The organism is Rhodococcus sp. WAY2 (genome assembly GCF_009859915.1).
GTDB lineage: Bacteria > Actinomycetota > Actinomycetes > Mycobacteriales > Mycobacteriaceae > Rhodococcus_F > Rhodococcus_F oxybenzonivorans.
The window spans coordinates 1,170,277-1,188,518 of the sequence record NZ_CP046572.1 but is presented as its reverse complement, the minus strand read 5'-3'; the positions used below and the strand labels follow the sequence as shown (position 1 = coordinate 1,188,518).

Sequence of the window (18,242 nt, the reverse complement as noted above, 5' to 3'; positions counted from 1 at the left end):
CTCGGTTACGCCAACGCGATCAGCAGGTACCAGGAAGTAACTTCAGATAGGTGTGCCTGTCGGTGGCGAGTCGCTCGTCGCGCAACCGACTGCGCCGTAGTTTTCCTGCCTCGTCGCGCAGTGACTCACTGACCACCTCGTAGGTGAAAGGCACTTTTCCGGGGGACAGACGGGTCCGGACAAATGTCGTGAGGTCAGAGGATGTCGGGGTGGGTAGACCTGGCTCCAGTTCGAGAATGGCGTGGGCCACCGCGCCCAGATCGGGGTCGGGCAGGCCGATCACGGCGGCGGTGACCACGCCGGGTGCCTGCTCGAGCACCGATTCGATTTCAGCGGGGTAGACATTCACGCCACCGGTCAGAATGAGGTCGGTTCGGCGATCCGCGAGGTAGAGGTAGCCGTTCTCATCGATCGAACCCACATCGCCGTATGTGTGGTATTCGAGTGAATGTCCGAACGGGTTACCGACGGGTGGGCTGAACCAGACCGTGCCGATTTCACCGGCGCCCAACACTCGGCCCTCGTCGTTGCGAATCTCCGTGCCTGGGGGTGCCTTTCCGACAGAACCACGGTGCTCCAGCCATTCCGGACCGCTGATCATCGTCGCGCCGTACCCTTCGGTGCCGGCGTAGATCTCCCAGATCGCCTCGGGTCCGATCCAGTCGATCCATGCCTGCTTGACCCACGGAGGACACGGCGCCGCCATGTGGATGACGATCCGGAGTGTCGAGACGTCCGCGTTCTCGCGAACGTCCGCAGGGAGCGACAGGATTCTGCTCATCATCGTCGGAACCAGATACGCCCAGCAGACTTTGTAGTCTTGCACGATCCGTAGCCATTCCCGGGCGTCGAATCGTTCCATCAGCATTACGTGGATGCCCCAGCAAAGAGCCCAGTTCGTCTGTGAGAACGCCGCATTGTGGTAGGCGCCGGCGGGATGCAAGAGGACGTCGGTGCCGCGCATGTGCAGGATCGGTATGGGTTGCTCGGGATGGATGAGCGAGGTGCGGTCTTCGACGATGAGCTTGGGGCTGCCGGTGCTCCCGCCGCTGGTGCTCGCCTTCCACTGCGTCGAAACCACTTCCGGGAGTGGACCGTCCGGTAGATCCGAATCTGGCTCGAAATCAGCTGTGAGACAGTTATACTCGTCTAGCTCGGCTCCGATGATCAGCGCGGGATGGGCAGCGCTGACGAGCTGACCCAACTCGGATTCGACGACTCTCGCGGGCAGCGGGACAACTGTGGCACCGAGCTTCCACAGGCTGTGGCAGGTGATCTGATGTTTCGGGCCGGTAGGCAGCACCACGGCCACCCTGTCGTCACGCCCGACCCCACGCTGCGCCAGATCACGCGCCAGCCGGTTTGCGGCGCGATCCAGTTCCAGTCGACTCAGGGTGATCCCGTTCATGGTCAGTGCCGGATGGTGCGGATCGCGAGCGGCGTGCCAGCTCAGCGCCAGGCCCATCGACATCTGACGAGCCGGCATGTCGGCGAGTTCGGTGTAGCTGATGTGTTCTGTGGACATGAGCCCCTCTGGCTTGTGGTTGGAACGGTCTTGTCATCGCGGGTTAGGGGCTGGGAGTGCTGCGCCTGCGGAAACTCTCGATACCCGCCACCAGAGATGGCCCGGTGGCGGTGTGCAGGTGCCGGGCCGATTCGATGTCGACATAGCTCGGCATGTCAGCGGTTTCGGCCGAGATCAGGTTCGCCTTCATCATCCGCAGCGGGAAGGAATGTCGCGCGGCCAGTTCCTCGGCCAGGCCCATCACTCGGTCGTGCAGGCTCTCGGGTGCGAACAGCCGGGTGACGAGGTCCAGATCATGAGCAGCTTCAGCGGAGATCTTCTCTGGGAAGAGGAGTAGCTCTCGCGCGCGGGCGCCGCCGACGATTCGGATGAGCGACCACGCCAGTCCCATGTCGCCGGACACCCCGACGTCGAGGAAGGCGGTCTTGAACCGTGCTCGCGTGGAGGCGAATCGGAAGTCGCAAGCGCACGCCCAACCCATTGCCGCACCGGCGCAGGCACCATCGATGGCGGCAATGGTGACCTGCGGCATGGAATGAAGCAGCGTCGAGGCGTGATAGGTGTGCCCCAATCGTTCGAGGGTGGATGGCCCCCGTGCGGCGGAGTCTTCGGTAAGGTCGGCACCCACCGAGAAGTCGTTCCCCGACCCGCGAATCACGACAACCTTGGCGTCGCTCGACGCGATCTCACTGAGCCTCAGGTGGAGTTGCTCACACATCTCGATCGTCACGCCGTTGCGCCGCCTCTCGCGGTTGAGAGTGACCACCGCGACCGCGCCGACGCGCATCGTGATCACCGATTCATCTGCGGCGGAACTTGGTTCGGTATCTCCGCTGGTCATGATTCGCTCCAGGTCGGGGTCCGGCGCTCGGCGAAAGCCGCAGTGCCCTCGCGCGCGTCCGGGCCGGAGTAGAGCTCTTGGACCGCGTTCATCGACCACATGTCGTTCATGGAATCTTCGACGCTCCTGCCGTCGAAGGCATTGGCGATGGCCAGCGTGGTCTGGATCGACGCCGGCGAGCATGCGATCACCTCGTCACACCAGGCGTTGACGGTGTCGGCCAGGTCAATGGCTGCGACGACTTCGTTGACAAAGCCGAATCGTAGTCCGTCACGGGCAGAAAGGTGGCGACCAGTGAGCAGCATCCCGCGTGCGCGGGTCGGGCCGATCTCGTTGATGAGGCGCTGGATCCCACCACTGAGCGCGGCAAGCCCAACTCGTGCTTCCGGAAGTCCGAAGGTGGCGTGATCAACCGCTATAACGAGGTCGCAGGCCAAGGCGAGTTCGAACCCGCCGCCCATCGCAGCACCGTTGACGGCGGCGATCACCGGCTTGGTCCGGTTGAACCGGTTGGTGAGTCCGCCGAAACCAGAACTCGGGACTGCGCCGTCGGGGCCCGCACGGCCGGGCTCCTTCAGGTCGGCCCCGGCACAGAATGCCCTGCCGCCGGCGCCGGTCAGAACCGCGACGCGACAGGCCGGGTCGCGCTCGAACTCGTCGAAGACGGCGCCGAGTTCATGGCTGGCGCTACTGCTGAGCGCATTGCACCGATCTTGGCGATCGATGGTCACGTGCAAGACGGACCCGGTTGTTCGGACAACGCAAAACTGTCCCATGCACTTCACTCCTGGCTCGGGGGCTCGGCGTCTGGTTTACAGACGGGCGACTGTCCATGGTGGTGGTCGGGCGGTCCGGTCGGGAATGGCCGGGTGCTGGGTCTGTGTGCGCCCGGCCCGATCGGACCGTAGGGAGCGTCAGAGTATGAGGCTGTCTCGTCCGGCCCAGTAGTGCTCCCGTAGACGACGTTTGTACAGCTTGCCGTTCGGGTCACGCGGCAGTTCATCGACGAAATCAATGCTGCGCGGGCACTTGTACGAGGCCAGTTCCTTACGGCAATATTCGATCAGCGTCGCCTCCGTGTCGGCGGTGGCCGGCGGATTCACGAGCTGGACGACAGCCTTCACAGCTTCGCCCATCTCTTCGTCGGGCACGCCGATCACTGCGACATCGGCGATCAGCGGGTGACCGGCAAGGATGTTCTCGGTTTCCTGCGGATAGATGTTGACGCCGCCGGAGATGATCATGTGGGCCTTGCGGTCTGTGAGATACAGATAGCCCTCCTCGTCGAGGTATCCCATGTCGCCGATGGTGCGCCAGCCGTGAATGTCGGTCACCGACGCGGTCTTCTCCGGATCGTTGTGATACTCGAAAGGACGACCGCCCTCGAAATAGACGACCCCGGAGGCGCCGGTCGGCAGCTCTTGTCCGTCCTCGCCCACGATGTGACATTTCTGCAGCGGCCGTCCGACCGATCCCGGATGCGTCAGCCACTCCTGAGCGGTGATGGAAGATGCTCCGACATCTTCTGTGCCCGAATAGTATTCGTGGATAATCGGTCCCCACCAGCCGAGCATCTGCCGTTTGACGGCGATCGGGCACGGCGCGGCGGAGTGCATGACACTGCGCAGACTCGAAAGGTCGTACTGTGTTCGTTCTTGCTCCGGAAGCCTGAGCATCCGCACAAACATGGTCGGAACGAATTGAGCGTCGGTGACCCGATAGGTTGTGATCAGCTCCAGGCACCTGTGTGGGTCGAAACCTTCCATCAATACCACCGTTGCACCGGCGCGCTGCCACGACATCGAAAAGACCAGCGGTGAACCATGGTAGAGGGGCGCGGGGGACAAGTAGACGACGTCGCCGGAGGAACTGTGATCGAGCATTCCCTGGGCGATCTGCACCGGTGCCGACGACGGATCGCCGAAGGGGGTCTGAGGCAGCGGCTTCCGGACTCCCTTGGGCCGTCCGGTCGTGCCCGATGAGTAGAGCATCTCGCGACCTTCGCTCTCATCGGCGAGACGCCCAGCACTCGACGCTGCGAGGACGTCGTCGTAACGCTCGAAGCCGTCGATCTCGCCGGTGCCGGCGATCTTGACCCGAACGCCCTCGAGGTCGAGTTCGGTCACCACGTCGCTGGTCGACTCGCTTGCAATGAGGGCGACCGCACCGCAGTCATCGAGGATGTACTGGACCTCGTCTGGGCGCAGGTGCCGATTGATGGCTGTGTAGTAGAGGCCCGACCGTTGTGCAGCCCAGGCGATCTCGAGAAAGGATCGAGTGTTTTCCATCAGGATTGCGATGTGGTCGCCCGCTGTGAGCCCGCGTGTACGCAGTGCACTGGCGAATCGAGTAGAACGGTCTTCCAGTTGCCGATATGTCACGATCTCGCCGCTTGTTCCCATCACGATGGCCGGATGATCCGGTGTGCGTCGGGCGTGATAACTCGGTGTCATCTCCATGTGATTCCTTTCGCAGGACGGGCCGGCCGCCGCGTGCATTCGCCGCGTCCACTTTGGTAAATGCCATGTTTGCACAATTCAGAACCGAATTCTGCCTATTGAGAGTATCGTTCTCACGATCGCCTACATTGCGCGGCAATGCCGCAAGACAGTTCCTGTCAATGAGCGACGCCAGAATCATCCCCTGGTACCGGGTTCGTGACAGCCGCAATGACAGCGAGTCCCCGTCCGAGTCCTTCAGATCGAAAGGTCTTCATGATCCGACACAAACGCATTCTTGCGGCGGCGTTTGCCGCCTTGTTCTTACTCAGCGCCTGTGGGGGGGCGGATTCCGAAGGTGGGGGTGGTCCGTCTTTGGAAGGTGAGCCCGTGCCCGGTGGGACGATACGGGTGGTTCAGGGGGGTGAACCCCGCATGATGGATCCGGCTGCTCTGATCAACGTGTGGGTTGCGAACGGGCTGCTGGGTAATGCGTTGTACGGGACCTTGATGATCAACGACGAAGAGACGTTGGACATCGAATACAAGATGGCGACCGACTTCACCACTTCGGATGGGGGCAGGACATTCACGTTGATGTTGCGACCGGGATTGATGTTCACCGACGGGACGCCTCTTGATGCGGCAGCGGTCAAGTTCAATTGGGATCGGTTGCGTGATCCCTCGGTGGCGTCGCCGTCGTTGCCGCCCGCGGCACAGGTGGCATCGACCGAAGTGGTCGACCCGATGACGTTGAAGGTGACTATGGTGTCACCGAATCCGAACTTCGCGCAGTCGCTGGTGACCAGCGGGATGAACTGGATTGCGTCGCCGACTGCGTTGCAGAAAGGGACCGAGGCCTTCAATGCCGAGCCGGTCGGGGCCGGGCCGTTCACGTTGGTGAACTGGCAGCGGCAGAGTGTTATCGAACTGACGAAGAACCCCGATTACTGGGACGCACCTCGACCATATCTGGACGGCATCACCATTCGTTCGGCCACCGACACCAATCAGCGGGTCAACGCGATGACCACGGGTAGCGCCGACCTTGCCTCGGAGGCGAGCGGGGCAAGTATCGCCAAGGCCGAGGCGGCAGGGCTCTCGTCCGAGACCGTGCCCACCGGTGGAGGGCAGTTCATCGGGCTGAACGTGCGATCGGCGCCATTCGATGACGAGCGTGCGCGCCGCGCCCTGGCACTCGCGTTGGATCGGGACGCGATCAATGCCGCTGTTTACAACGGGGCGGGTGAGGTGCCCGAAACCCTCTTCATCGAGGGATCGCCGTTCTATACCGACACCCCGCTACCGACCACCAATCGTGCCGATGCCCAGAAATTGCTCGATGAACTCGCTGCAGAAGGCAAGTCACTGTCGTTCACGTTCCTGGCGTACTCGACGCCGGAGAACCGGGCGGTGGCCGAAGCCTTTCAGACGCAACTGACTGTGCTCGACAATGTCGAGGCGAACGTGGAGATCATCGATTTCGCAGCCGGGGTGCCGCGGATCGCGGCCCATGACTTTGACATGGTCATCTTGTCCTCTACAGTGCAGGATCCGGACTCGTCGTTGTGGAGTGTCTTCCACTCGACCTCGCGTGGCAACTACACCGGGATCAGTGATCCCCAACTCGATGAGGCACTCGACGCCGGCCGCATCGCCACAACAGTGGAAGCACGCACCGCTGCCTACCAGGTGGTGCAGGACAGGCTGGTCGAACTGAACCCGGTGCTGTGGTACACCCGGTCCTCACCGACCTACGTTTCAGGCAAGAACGTCCACGGAATCGAGATGTACACGGTCGGATCACTACTGCCGGAACAGTTGTGGCTGAACTGATGGGCAGCCGGTAGCCTGCTGCAGGTGGCGTGCCCCCCTGCGAGTAGGTCCGAGTTGTTCTAGAGTCCTGATTGCCCTGGTGAGGGCGAGGACGATAGGGATCATTTCGCGGCGCAAACGTCACTCGGCGGAGGACATCGTGTGCAAGCTGCGCCGGGCCGACGAGTTGGCCGCGGAAGGCAAGAACGACGAGGAGATCGCCGCCGCACTCGAGGTGTCGGCGGCGACGCTGTACAACTGGCGTCGCCAGTACTCCGGTATGGACGCCGAGGCAGCGAAGGAACTCAAGAAACTACGGAGCAGAATAGCCGGCAACGACTCGTTCCGCTCGGATGTGCTCGCGTCCGGCGGACTCAACGACCGGAATTCGAGTAACGGTTATCTCTCGAGAGCCGAGCAGCTCATGGCCGAGGTGGTCGGGGCCGAGCAGGCGTTCTTGTCGACCTGCGGGCGGTCCTCAACCTCTTCGTCGGTGCCCTGCAGTGCTCTCCACCTGTGACGGTGGGAGTCGTCGGTGCTAGATATGGCCGTTGGTAGGCGGCGTCCGTAGCGGGGCGCGGTCGAGGCGGTGCAGGTGGTCGGTGAGGGCGTCGGCGACGCCGTGGTGGCGGGCGGCTTCGTCGAGCCAACCACGGTCGCGGGCGTCGGCCTCGAGGGCCTGGATGTCGGTGCGTCGCGCCTCGAGCGCGCCGCGGAACTCGGGTCCGGTGACGAAGTTGGCGCAGGTTTCGCAGATGTTGGCGTAGGGGCAGGCGCCGGCCGCTTCGTGGCGGGAGCAGTAGCCTTGGGCAACAAGGGTTTTGAGCATATCGCTGCCGAGCCAGCTGATGGTGTCGGGGACGATGGATTTGCCGACCGGGGTGAGGGTGAACCGGCGGCGCATCTTGCCCATGGCCTGGTCCTAGGCGTCGCGCAGCGTCGGCGAGGCCGGGGTGGCGTAACGCAGGGTCATCTGGGGAGTAGACGTGCTCGAGCAGCGCCATCCATGCTTGCAGGCTCATCCCGGCGTTGGCGAGCTCGGTGGCTCAGGTATGCCGTAGCTGATGTGGGGTCACCACCAAACGGTGCGCCGCCGGTCCCGCGCAGCCCGCAGGACTCGACGGCGGGAGCAGTCCAGTGTGCAGCCGGGTCTGGCCGAGGCGGCGACCGTGCGCGACGAACAGAAAATCGGTCAATTCTCCGGTGCGGGGGTGTGGCAAGGGTCTGAGGTTGCCCCTCGGGAGTGGACACCCGATTTCTGCGGCGATTGACAGCGTAGACGACGCGATCAGTCGTTGTTCGAACTCGACCGGGGTGAGGTATCCGAGGGCGGAGTGACGGCGACGTCGGTTGAAGTACGAGAGCCAGTCGAACAGGTCCAGCCGTGCCTGCGACTTCGACGTCCAGCTCCGTCCGTGCAGCCATTCCCTCTTGAGTCCTTGGAAGAACGACTCGGCGAGAGCATCGTCGTCACTCGAGCCGACCCGACCTCGACTCGGCCGGATCCCAAGGCGGCGGCATTCATCAACGAAAGCTGCTGCGGTGTAATATGATCCGCGGTCGCTGTGGAAGATGACACCACCGACGTCGCCACCGCGGGTGCGTACCGCCATCTCGATCGCGTCCGTGACGAGCTCGGTGCGCATGGGGGTACCCCCTGGACGGAGTCCTTGGGGGAGGGTCGGCGATGGACCAGCCCACCACCCGGCGTGAGCAGATGTCGATCACCGTGGCCAGATACAACCACGAGGATCCCACCGGGATGTAGGTGGGGGTACCTCCCTGCAAGAAGTGCTTGGGGGAACGTCCCCACACCACTTCGTATTCATCGCTGTAGCGGTGAAGTCCCGCATCACCAGATCCGGAACGAGTGGAGCCGACCTGTCCGCGATCGTCGTGCGTTTGCTGCGGCGCAGGTGCCGGCCGACGACGTGGTGGATCCGCATCAGCTTCGGTCACCCGTTTGCGGTTGATCCTGTGCCCGCGGGACCGGAGTTCGGCATGCACGCGCGGGGCGCCGTAGGCGCTGCGCTGCTCGGCATGGATGGCGCGGATCTCGGCGACGGTCGCGGCTTCCTCCGCTGCATGCTCGGCACGAGCATCTTCGGTGGCCAGGTGCTTGTAGTAGCCGGAGCGGGAGGTCCCGAGCACCCAGCAGAGCCGCAGCACGGAAGAACTCGGCGCAAAGGTCGGAGATGAAGTCCCAGCGGCGGGTCTTCACTTCACCTCCTTGATGCGAAATACGCGGCTGCCCGGCGCAGAATCTCCCGTTCGAGCTGCCATTCCTTCTCCGTACCCCGCAGCCGAGCATTTTCTGCCCGCAGGCGCGCGAGCTCGTCCGACTCGGTCTCCCCACCGGCTATGCGGCGGGCGTCCGGGCGTCCCTCTCGGGCGGCGTCCTTACGAACCCACGTCCGCAGCGTCTCGCCACTGATGCCCAGGTCCGCGGCCACCGCCGCGTGCGTGCGTTTACCATCGGCCGCGCGGTACAGCGCGACCGCGTCCTTCCGGAATTCCTCCGTGTACAGAGACTGGCGTCCCACCTCGACATCCCTCCTGGCTCTCCACTGGAACCATTGTCAGGGGTGTCCACTCCAAGGATGCAGCCTCATCTTGCCCTGCGGGCGGTGGCTGTGAACCGCTGGACTCAAACTCACCGTGACGCAGCCGATGATGCACGCGCACTCTTGGCCCGCCACAAAAGCCGACGGTGACGGTGGTGCGGAAGCAACAACATCAGACTCTCCCACGTCGTCTTCCGTGCCATACTCACCGACCAATCGCTATCAGTCACCATCGCTGCTTGACAGAGGAGGTAGTGACAGACCCGGCGCCGCGCCAGTCTCACCAAATCCCGTGCCAGCCACTACGGATTTGGACATCGCAACTGTCGTTGCAGCAATAATCAAGTTGCCCGACTTATCTCATGACGTGGCTGTACTGCCTGTTCGGATGAACATTGAAAAGCTGCCGGTAGGATGGGGGCTGGCGATTTCCAGCGTCTTTTATGCCGTACTTGACCGCAAGTTCTGCACCAATGAGAGTTTGACCGCTGATCGCCATGAGCTCAGGATCATTGAAAAGGGCCCAGATGACATGGCCGGTCAGCTCCGGCGTCTCGGCACTGTCCAGAATGTGGCCGAATTTCGCCGGGTTGCTCGCGATGATCTGCTTTACACGGTCGGTGAGTAGCGAACCCATCCATATTGAAACGGCCGCGATATCAAACTCTTTGAAGTCGTACGCCATGTCGGCCGCCATCTTGTCTGTACCCGCCTTTGGGACACCATAGGCAGGGCCAAAGGCATAGTGGACAGCGCCCGATGACGACGTGAAGGCCACCAGCCCACCCTGATGTGAGAGCATCAACGGGGCGGCATAGACCGTAGCCACATAGCTGCTTCGTAGTCCGACGTCGAATGTGTCGACAACATTGAGGGGCTCCTCCCAGAACTTCGTACGGCCCATCATTTCATCGCGGATGATCGCGGCGTTATTGACTAGGATGTCGATACGTCCGTGGTCGCGGCCGACCTGATCGAAGAACGCCTTCACTTGCTCGTCATCGCTGTGGTCAACGCGTACAGCGATGCCTCGACCACCGGCGGCCGTGACGAGGTCCGCGGTTTCGCCAATGGTGCCCGGCCGTGCCGAATCGCCGGCGCTCTCGGATCGCCCGGTGACGTAGACCGTGGCACCGTGACTGCCCAGCGCCCGTGCGATACCGGCTCCAGCGCCGCGACTTGCTCCGGTGACCACTGCCACCACCCCATTAACTGACATAAGTCCTCCTACTTCGGCATCGATGATCCCTGGCCATTTTCGCTACCTCGCACGGCACGGTGACACGATCGCGGTTACTTGCAAAGAAGGCGTCTTCCCATCTTTCCACCCGAAAACTACTGCGAGCCAATTACTTAGCATACGATCCCGGAATTACCCGATCAGATCCACGACAGAAGGGGCGGGCTCCTGAGGCGGGCGATCACGGTCTTCGGCTTCGCGCTGTACCGGGCATCGCAAACACCCGTTGCGCGTGATCAATCGACTCAGCACTTGCGCGCACCGTCTGCGCAATTAGCAGGCAGACTAATGTTGTTCGGGACCGACTCGAATGATTTCGACACGCACCCGGCGCTGCCAATCACCAACGCTCGGGCGCTGGAGTGTCGACGAACAACGGGCGTTGGTAGGAGAGGTCGTCCTTGTCCCGCGTGCCCTTGACGAACGCCTGCTTTGTGAAGAACGGTGATTGAAGTAGTGAGGCGTCGGCGGTCGCGGTCCATTCGACGGTCGATCGCCGGACCGCGATCCGCCACGTACCTTCACGTCGTTCGAGTCGATCGAGATAGCGGCCGTTCAGCAATTGCACCGTGGTGCCGTCCTGATAGAGCAGTCCCACCAGCACGTAGCTCTCGCAGTGAGCGGTATCGCCGTCAATCTCGCAAGTGTGAGTGGTGACGTTGTGGGTGTGGGCGCGAGAGGAGGCCGCGTGCACGGCGTTCGCCCAACGCGCATAGTCCGGCCCCAAATTGGTGCTCGTGCCGTGCTCGTCGACACCGTCGACGTGATAGGTGCTGCCAAGTAGGTCGGAATCGTGCCGATCGCAGCCGCGAGAGTGCTTGGACACGCAGTCGAGGATCTCCGATCGGTCCATCAAATACTGCACATCACGCTGCAACCGAGTAATTACGTCTTCGTCGGTGGTCATAGGTCTCCTTACGGGTCGAACCGGAAATGGTCAGGCGACGGCTTCCTCGCCGATCAAGGTCGTCCGGTGCAGTAGGCGGGCAGACGTCGGCGCGTAGGGGACGGCGCGGTGCAGCATTCCGGTGTTGTCCCACAGCACCAGGTCGCCGCGCCGCCAGTGATGCCGCAACGCGAATCGAGGTTGCGTCGACCAGTCGAGGAGGCGGTCGAGAAGCGCCCGGCCCTTGTCCTCCGGCCAGCCGACGACATGAGACGCCGTCGCGCCAAGAAGCAACGACTTACGCCCGTTGCTGCGGGTCCAGACCAGTGGATGCTCCCGTGTCGGCACCCGGTCCCAGGCCGCCCGCTGCTTGTCCGAGGGCTCGGGATTGGCCAACGTTTGCGCTGCCGCGAAGCTGTGCACGACCCGAAGGTCGGCGATCTCCGCCTTCTCGTCGTCACCTAGCGCCTCGTAGCTTGCGTAGGTGTTGGCGAACTCGGTGTCGCCGCCCTCGTCGGACACCTCCAGTGCGGTGAGCAAGGTCGCCTTCTGTGGCACTGCGTCCGTGGCGCCGTCGATGTGCCAGTGGAATGTGCCCTGGTTTAGGGACGCCAACACGGTCTTGGCCGGATCCAGACTGATGGCTGATATCTCCGGGTGCTCGTCCTGCCCACCCACCTGCGCCACGACCACGTCGCCGAGGAGGCGGCTCAGTGCGACCAAATCGTCGTCGTCGATGTGGGCTTCCCGAAATACAACGACGCCGTACTGGTCCAGCGCGGCCCGGCAGCGGGCTGCGCCGCGGTCGTCGACGAGGTGGCTTCCCGGCAGTTCGGTGATCTCGACACCGATGGTGGCGGTGATCGGGGTGGCGTTGGCGAACACGGTTCCTCCTGAGGCAGCTGGATAGAACGAGAATATCACTCTCTGTTATAGCTAGCGTAGTTACCGACTGAGGAAAGGAACATTTTCTTCTAGTGGCGGCAACGGAGGATGCATCATGCTGATAGCACTGACCGGCGGCGCTTCGTCGACTGACAAGATGGTGCGGCAAGCCCAGCAGACCGAGGCGGACGGGTTCACCTCCGTCTGGTGCGCCAGCACGGTCGCGAGTGATCCACTGCCAGCCCTCGGGGGGCCGGCAGCGCCACCTCGACGATCGAGCTCGGAACCGCTGTGCTGCAGACCTATCCTTGTTAGCTGCCGTCGTCGCCGAGCCCATTGGCCGCGGCGGTTTCACGCTCGGTCTCGGCCCCTTGCGCGAGGTCCGTAGTCCGTGACGTGTATGGCCTCTCCTACGACCGTCCAGGCAGGAACACCGAAGAATACGTACAATCTGACCGCGCTATTCCGCGGCGAGGGCGTGGAGTTTCGCGGCGATTGGGCGACGACCAGGCCAAACCGCATGCTGCCGCTTGTTCACGACGTGCCGGTTCTGTTGTCTGCCGTGTCACCGCACATGTTGCGGGTGGCAGGCCAGGCCGACGGCACGGTCCTGTGGGTGGGGTCGGCGGAAGTGCGACTCGCACATCGCGCCGGTGATCCAAGCCGCAGCGGTAGGACGACCCGCGCCCAGGATTGTCGCCGGGCGTTTCGTGGCTCTCCACGACGACGCCGACGAAGGCCCGCCCAGCCGTGGCACCGACGGTCACGGTGTACGCCGGGATGCCGAACTACCAACGCGTCCTCGACGTCGGCGGGGGGCTCGCCATGCCAGCGGAGACGGGCGCAAAGCCGTGTCCAGCGGGTATTGCAACATCTTTCCCCAGTGCGAAGACAACGGAACCGACTGGGCACCGCATCCCGAAGGTTATGAGTTCACCTGCTGCGGCTCATCACTCGGTCTGCAGCCTCCCAGTGTTCGTCGGCAACCCAGAGCCGCGCGAACGCCGTGACCGCCTCGGCTGCGGAGGCGCCCGCCATGACACGCTTGATCTCACCAGCCGAGTTGTTGGCCAGCGACAGGGCCAGCGAACGCCAACCATCCTCGAAGGACGTCCTGGGCATGACCAGGTCCACCAATCCGAGACGTTCGGCTTCTGCCGCGTCGAGTACGGCACCCGAGCCGGCCAGCATGAGGGCCTTGCCCGGGCCGACGAGCGCGGCGAGCCGCTCGGCGCCACCCCATGCGGGCATGATCGCCAGTGCGACCTGATTGAAGCCAATCTTGATGTCGTCGGCGGCTACCCGGATGTCGGCGGCCACGGCCACCTCTGCCCCACCGCCGAGAGCGTGGCCGTTCAGCGCGGCGACGACCGGCGCCGGGAAGTTCGCGATCTGGTCGCAGACCGTACGCATCCGGCGCGCCATGTCTGCCGCCTGCTCCTCGGTTCTGAGTTTGCTCAGCTCTTTGAGATCTCCGCCCGACACGAAGGCCCGGTCACCGGCTCCCCTGATCACCAGCGCCTTGGCCCCGGCCGCCGCATCGAGCGCCTTCTCCAACTGATCCATGGTCTCCGGCGCGATGGCGTTGCGAGCATGCGGTCGATCGATGGTGATGACCGCCAACTCCTGCTCCAGCTCGAGGTCGACCATGCGCTGTTCTCCATTCCGATATTGGCATTCTTGTTTAGTGAGAATATCATATTCACAGCTGGCAGACGCCGGCCGGAGCGAGTCCCGACGCCGCGGTGCCGACCTCGGCGCGGCTCCGTCCACGGGTATTGGAGCTCTCACATGCGGCACGTCCCCCCCGAACTGATCAGACGCTACGAAGAGGAGGGATGGTGGACCCACGACACCATCGGAGACCTGCTCAGGCGCGGTCTCGAGGCCGCCCCCGACACTGAATTCCGGATTCACTCGACCGTTCGTCCGTGGTCGGGAACCTTCGGTGACGTCGAGCGCGTTGCCCGTCGACTGGCGGGCGGATTGCGTTCTCGCGGAGTCGGTCCCGGAGACGTGGTCGCCTTCCAGTTGCCCAACTGGATGGAAGCGGCCGCTGTTTTCTGGGCGTCTGCCTTCCTGGGCGCCACCGTGGTCCCGATCGTCCACTTCTACGGGCGCAAGGAACTCGGATACATCCTCAGCGAGACCAAGCCGCACGTCTTCGTGACCGCCGAACGATTCGGGCGGACCGAGTACCACGCCGATCTGTGCGCGGACGTGCCCGTCGTGGGTGTCGTGGGCCGCGACTTCGACGACCTGCTCGATGAGGACCCGATGCCGGGTACCGTCGAAGCGGATCCGGCGGGTCCGGCGCTGATTGCCTTCACCTCCGGCACCACGAGGGCCCCCAAAGGTGTCATTCACAGTCATCAGACACTGGGCCACGAGACGCGACAGCTCGCGGGCCTCTACCCGCCGGACCGGGGCAAACAGCTCACTGCCGCTCCCGTCGGCCACTTCATCGGCATGGTGAATGCCTTCCTGATCCCCGTTCTGGACGGCACGGCAATCAATCTGACCGACACGTGGGATCCAGCTCAGGCGCTGGCGCTGATGGAGAGCGACGGGCTCACCGTCGGCGGCGGGGCCACCTACTTCGTCACCAGCCTCCTCGACCATCCTGATTTTGCGCCCCGGCATCTGCCGCACATGAGGTACGCGGGCCTCGGCGGGTCTTCGGTCCCCTCGGCGGTGACCACTCGGCTGGCAGATCTGGGCATTACCGTGTTCCGCTCGTACGGCAGCACCGAACATCCGTCGATCACGGGCTCGCGGTACACGGCACCCGAGGACAAACGGCTGTTCACGGACGGGGACGCCCTGCCCGGAGTGGAGGTCCGGTTGGCGGCCGACGGTGAGATCCTCAGTCGTGGGCCCGATCTCTGCGTCGGCTATACCGATCTCACCTTGACGGAGGCAGCGTTCGATTCGGACGGCTGGTACCACACCGGGGACATCGGCACGATCGACGAAGACGGTTACCTGACGATCACCGATCGCAAGGCGGACATCATCATTCGCGGCGGCGAGAACATCAGCGCCCTCGAGGTCGAGGAAGTTCTCCTCGCCATGCCCGAGGTCGCGGAGGCGGCTGTAGTTTCGGCGCCCGACGCCCGCCTCGGGGAGCGAGCGGCCGCCGTTCTGCGCCTGCGCCCCGGACACGCAATGCCCTCGATGGACGCCGTCCGCGCTCACTTCGAGCGAGCCGAGATCGCGCGGCAGAAGTGGCCGGAGGAACTGCACCGAGTCGACGACTTTCCGCGGACCGCCAGCGGCAAGATCCAGAAGTTTCTCGTGCGGCAGGACATTGCGGCACTCGCCAGAAGAGAATAGTATTCTCGTAAACCGATAAGGAGGATCTCATGCCAGTGAACGACTTGCCGTATCCGCTGTTCGACGCGGACAACCACCTGTACGAGACCGAGGAGGCCCTTACCAAGTTCCTTCCCGAGAAGTACAGGGATGCGATCAAGTATGTGCAGGTCGACGGCCGCACCAAGATCGCTATTCGCGGCCAGATCAGCGATTACATCCCCAACCCCACCTTCGACGTGGTCGCTCGGCCCGGCTCGATGGAGGACTATTTCAAGAACGGGAACCCCGAGGGCAAGAGCCGGCGTGAGATCTTCGGCAAATCGATGAAGTCGATCCCGGCCTTTCGTGAGCCTGCCGCTCGTCTCGAGCTGCTCGACGAGCTGGGCGTGCAGCGGACACTGATGTTCCCGACCCTTGCCAGCCTCGTCGAGGAGCGCATGCGTGACGATCCGGACCTGATCCATGTTGTCGTCCACGCGCTCAACGAGTGGCTCTACGAGACATGGAATTTCAACTACCAGGACCGTATCTTCACCACACCCGTGATCACGCTGCCGAACGTCGACAAGGCGATCGAGGAGCTGGAGTGGGTGGTCGAGCGAGGCGCCAGGGCAATTCTCATCCGCCCCGCACCGGTACCCGGCTACAAGGGTTCCCGCTCGTTCGCCCTCCCCGAGTTCGACCCCTTCTGGAAGCGTGTCGTCGAGCTCGACATCCTCGTCGCGATGCATTCCTCGGACAGCGGTTACGCCCGGCACGATGCAGAGTGGGAGGGCAGTGACGGCGAAATGCTGCCGTTCCAGACGAACACGTTCCGGATGGTCAACGAATGGCGGCCCGTGCAGGACACGGTGGCCTCGTGGGTCTGCCACGGCGCGCTGTTCCGCTTCCCCGATATCAAGCTCGCTGTCATTGAGAACGGCTCGAGTTGGCTGAAGCCCCTGCTCGACGTCCTGGCCGACACGTACAAGAAGGCCCCCGAGGGCTTCGGTATGCAAGATCCGGTGGAGGCGATCAAGCGCAGCATCCATGTCAGCCCCTTCTATGAGGAGGGCGTGACCGACCTGATCGACTTGATCGGTGTCGACCAGGTGCTGTTCGGGTCCGACTACCCGCACCCGGAAGGTCTGGCACAACCGCGGCACTTCGCCGACATGCTCGGACACCTGGAAGAGAAGGACCAGGCCAAGATCATGGGCGGCAACCTCGCGAGGTTGATGAATCTATGACGTGGGAGACCATCCCCCAGATGGTCCTGAGCGCGGGCGACCGCTTCGGCACTGCCGAAGCGGTCGTCGACGGGCCGCTTCGGATCACCTTCGCCGAACTCGCCGGCCGAGTTCGGCGAGCCGCAGGGGCATTCGCTTCGGCCGGCATCGACAAGGGTGACCGGGTGGCCCTCTGGGCACCGAACTCGGCCGAATGGATCGTCGCCGCGTTCGGTCTGCTGACCGCCGGCGGCGTGCTCGTTCCCGTGAACACCCGGTACAAGCAGGACGAGGCCGAAGACATCATCCGGCGCAGCGGCGCGAAACTTCTGCTGGTCGAGCAGGGTTTCCTCGGTGTCCGGTACTCGGGACCCGATGGTGTGCCCGTGATCGATCTCAAATCGGGCTTTCTCTCGGACGGCCAGCCCTTCGAGTGTGAGGTCAGCGGCGAAGACATCGCCGACATCATGTACACGTCCGGTACGACCGGCCGCCCGAAGGGCGTCATGATGAATCACCGCCAGACGCTCCGCCTCTTCTCGGAGTGGTGCGATCTGGCGGATCTGCGGGAAGGTGACCGCTATCTGATCGTCAATCCGTTCTTCCACATGTTCGGTTACAAGGCAGGTGTGATCGCCTCCCTCATTCGGGGCGCCACCATCCTGCCGGTGCCCGTACTCGACGTCGATCGGGTACTCGAACTGGTGGAGAAGGAGAGGGTGACCATGCTGCCCGGTCCGCCGACCCTCTATCAGTCGCTTCTGGCAGCGCAGGGGAACTGGGATCTGTCGTCCTTGCGTGCAGCGGTGACCGGTTCAGCGGATATCCCGGTCGAACTCATCCGGCGAATTCACGACGAACTGCCGTTCGAGACCATCATGACCGGGTACGGCCTCAGCGAGGGTGGGACGGCAACCGCCTCGCGGCCCGGCGACACCTTCGAAGAAATTGCGACGACCGTCGGCACACCCTGCGAGGGAGTCGAATTGCGGATCGCAGCCGACAACGAAGTGTTGATCCGGGGTTACACCGTCATGCAGGGTTACCTCGACGATCCGGCCGCGACCGCGGAAGCCATCGATGCCGACGGCTGGTTGCACACCGGGGATCTGGGGACCCTCGACGACGGGGGCCGGTTGCGCATCATCGGCCGCAAGAAGGACATGTACATCGTCGGCGGTTTCAATGCCTATCCGGCCGAGATAGAGGGATTCCTGCTCGAGCACCCTGCAGTCGACCAAGTAGCGGTGATCGGCGTTCCCGACGAGCGGCTCGGACAGGTGGGGAAAGCGTTCGTGGTAGCGAAAAAGCCAGTCACCGCTGAAGAGCTGATCGCCTGGAGCCGTGAGCGAATGGCAGGGTTCAAGGTGCCGCGGACCGTAAGGTTCGTCGACTCGCTCCCGTTGAACGCCACCGGCAAGGTCATGAAGGAGCACTTGAAAGATCTGGTGGGGTAATACCCTCCCGAACCACGCTCGGCCGCGCGAAGACAGGACCCGGCGTAGACGCACAGAACTCACAC

General features: G+C 63.5%; 13 protein-coding genes and 2 pseudogenes. 5 read left to right on the top strand and 10 right to left on the bottom strand.

What is annotated here, in order from left to right; genetic code table 11:
- Window positions 1–19: 19 nt before the first annotated feature.
- From GFS60_RS05555 to GFS60_RS05540, 4 genes are all read right to left on the bottom strand, one after another.
- Complete coding sequence (locus GFS60_RS05555; RefSeq protein WP_159919493.1) at window positions 20–1,525, bottom strand: AMP-binding protein; 1,506 nt, start codon at window positions 1,523–1,525, stop codon at window positions 20–22.
- A 43-nt stretch (window positions 1,526–1,568) separates the two neighbouring features.
- Window positions 1,569–2,366 (bottom strand): enoyl-CoA hydratase/isomerase family protein, encoded by a 798-nt coding sequence (locus GFS60_RS05550; RefSeq protein ID WP_159919491.1) that lies wholly within the window; start codon window positions 2,364–2,366, stop codon window positions 1,569–1,571.
- Complete coding sequence (locus tag GFS60_RS05545; protein ID WP_159919489.1) at window positions 2,363–3,142, bottom strand: enoyl-CoA hydratase-related protein; 780 nt, start codon at window positions 3,140–3,142, stop codon at window positions 2,363–2,365. Before GFS60_RS05545 ends, GFS60_RS05550 begins: the two co-directional genes overlap by 4 nt.
- Before the next feature lie 138 nt (window positions 3,143–3,280).
- Complete coding sequence (locus tag GFS60_RS05540) at window positions 3,281–4,819, bottom strand: acyl-CoA synthetase (RefSeq protein ID WP_397518016.1); 1,539 nt, start codon at window positions 4,817–4,819, stop codon at window positions 3,281–3,283.
- A 420-nt stretch (window positions 4,820–5,239) separates the two neighbouring features.
- Between GFS60_RS05540 and GFS60_RS05535 the strand changes: the two genes are divergently transcribed.
- Window positions 5,240–6,640, top strand: a complete 1,401-nt coding sequence (locus GFS60_RS05535; protein WP_236603382.1) for an ABC transporter substrate-binding protein — start codon at window positions 5,240–5,242, stop codon at window positions 6,638–6,640.
- Window positions 6,641–6,719: 79 nt separating this feature from the next.
- Window positions 6,720–7,097: pseudogene (locus GFS60_RS40295) on the top strand (transposase); the annotation flags it as partial.
- 60 nt (window positions 7,098–7,157) lie between these two features.
- Here GFS60_RS40295 and GFS60_RS05525 read toward each other — a convergent pair.
- The 6 genes and pseudogenes from GFS60_RS05525 to GFS60_RS05500 form a co-directional block, all read right to left on the bottom strand.
- Window positions 7,158–7,532, bottom strand: a complete 375-nt coding sequence (locus GFS60_RS05525; protein ID WP_236603381.1) for a transposase — start codon at window positions 7,530–7,532, stop codon at window positions 7,158–7,160.
- Between the two features lie 346 nt (window positions 7,533–7,878).
- Window positions 7,879–9,162 (bottom strand): annotated as a pseudogene (locus GFS60_RS05520) (IS3 family transposase); the annotation flags it as partial.
- A 376-nt stretch (window positions 9,163–9,538) separates the two neighbouring features.
- A complete protein-coding gene (locus GFS60_RS05515; protein ID WP_159919483.1) occupies window positions 9,539–10,402 on the bottom strand; it encodes an SDR family NAD(P)-dependent oxidoreductase in 864 nt (287 codons plus the stop codon).
- Window positions 10,403–10,763: 361 nt separating this feature from the next.
- Window positions 10,764–11,330, bottom strand: a complete 567-nt coding sequence (locus GFS60_RS05510; protein ID WP_159919481.1) for a nuclear transport factor 2 family protein — start codon at window positions 11,328–11,330, stop codon at window positions 10,764–10,766.
- Between the two features lie 30 nt (window positions 11,331–11,360).
- Window positions 11,361–12,194: a TauD/TfdA dioxygenase family protein gene (locus GFS60_RS05505; RefSeq protein ID WP_159919479.1), complete on the bottom strand. Its 834-nt coding sequence runs from the start codon at window positions 12,192–12,194 to the stop codon at window positions 11,361–11,363.
- Window positions 12,195–13,127: 933 nt separating this feature from the next.
- Window positions 13,128–13,844 carry an enoyl-CoA hydratase/isomerase family protein gene (locus GFS60_RS05500; RefSeq protein WP_159919477.1) on the bottom strand — a complete coding sequence of 239 codons (717 nt, stop codon included), beginning with the start codon at window positions 13,842–13,844 and terminating at the stop codon, window positions 13,128–13,130.
- Between the two features lie 141 nt (window positions 13,845–13,985).
- On the opposite strand from GFS60_RS05500, the gene GFS60_RS05495 reads away from it, so the two are divergent.
- The 3 genes from GFS60_RS05495 to GFS60_RS05485 are packed head-to-tail and all read left to right on the top strand — an operon-like array spanning window position 13,986 to window position 18,177.
- Window positions 13,986–15,530 (top strand): AMP-binding protein, encoded by a 1,545-nt coding sequence (locus GFS60_RS05495; RefSeq protein WP_159919475.1) that lies wholly within the window; start codon window positions 13,986–13,988, stop codon window positions 15,528–15,530.
- Between the two features lie 29 nt (window positions 15,531–15,559).
- Window positions 15,560–16,741, top strand: coding sequence for an amidohydrolase family protein (locus tag GFS60_RS05490; RefSeq protein WP_159919473.1), 1,182 nt, complete (start codon window positions 15,560–15,562; stop codon window positions 16,739–16,741).
- The gene (locus tag GFS60_RS05485; RefSeq protein ID WP_159919471.1) at window positions 16,738–18,177 is read left to right on the top strand and encodes a FadD3 family acyl-CoA ligase; all 1,440 of its coding nucleotides are present in this window, start codon (window positions 16,738–16,740) and stop codon (window positions 18,175–18,177) included. The genes GFS60_RS05490 and GFS60_RS05485 overlap by 4 nt, the downstream gene beginning before the upstream one ends.
- The last annotated feature ends 65 nt before the right edge of the window (window positions 18,178–18,242 follow it).

Excerpts from the sequence above, each read along its gene's own strand:
- GFS60_RS05525 (WP_236603381.1), bottom strand. The coding sequence starts at position 7,532 with ATGGGCAAGATGCGCCGCCGGTTCACCCTCACCCCGGTCGGCAAATCC.
- GFS60_RS05550 (WP_159919491.1), bottom strand. The coding sequence starts at position 2,366 with ATGACCAGCGGAGATACCGAACCAAGTTCCGCCGCAGATGAATCGGTG.
- GFS60_RS05540 (WP_397518016.1), bottom strand. The coding sequence starts at position 4,819 with ATGACACCGAGTTATCACGCCCGACGCACACCGGATCATCCGGCCATC.
- GFS60_RS05485 (WP_159919471.1), top strand. The coding sequence starts at position 16,738 with ATGACGTGGGAGACCATCCCCCAGATGGTCCTGAGCGCGGGCGACCGC.
- GFS60_RS05545 (WP_159919489.1), bottom strand. The coding sequence starts at position 3,142 with ATGGGACAGTTTTGCGTTGTCCGAACAACCGGGTCCGTCTTGCACGTG.
- GFS60_RS05510 (WP_159919481.1), bottom strand. The coding sequence starts at position 11,330 with ATGACCACCGACGAAGACGTAATTACTCGGTTGCAGCGTGATGTGCAG.
- GFS60_RS05495 (WP_159919475.1), top strand. The coding sequence starts at position 13,986 with ATGCGGCACGTCCCCCCCGAACTGATCAGACGCTACGAAGAGGAGGGA.
- GFS60_RS05490 (WP_159919473.1), top strand. The coding sequence starts at position 15,560 with ATGCCAGTGAACGACTTGCCGTATCCGCTGTTCGACGCGGACAACCAC.
- GFS60_RS05515 (WP_159919483.1), bottom strand. The coding sequence starts at position 10,402 with ATGTCAGTTAATGGGGTGGTGGCAGTGGTCACCGGAGCAAGTCGCGGC.
- GFS60_RS05500 (WP_159919477.1), bottom strand. The coding sequence starts at position 13,844 with ATGGTCGACCTCGAGCTGGAGCAGGAGTTGGCGGTCATCACCATCGAT.
- GFS60_RS05535 (WP_236603382.1), top strand. The coding sequence starts at position 5,240 with ATGATGGATCCGGCTGCTCTGATCAACGTGTGGGTTGCGAACGGGCTG.
- GFS60_RS05555 (WP_159919493.1), bottom strand. The coding sequence starts at position 1,525 with ATGTCCACAGAACACATCAGCTACACCGAACTCGCCGACATGCCGGCT.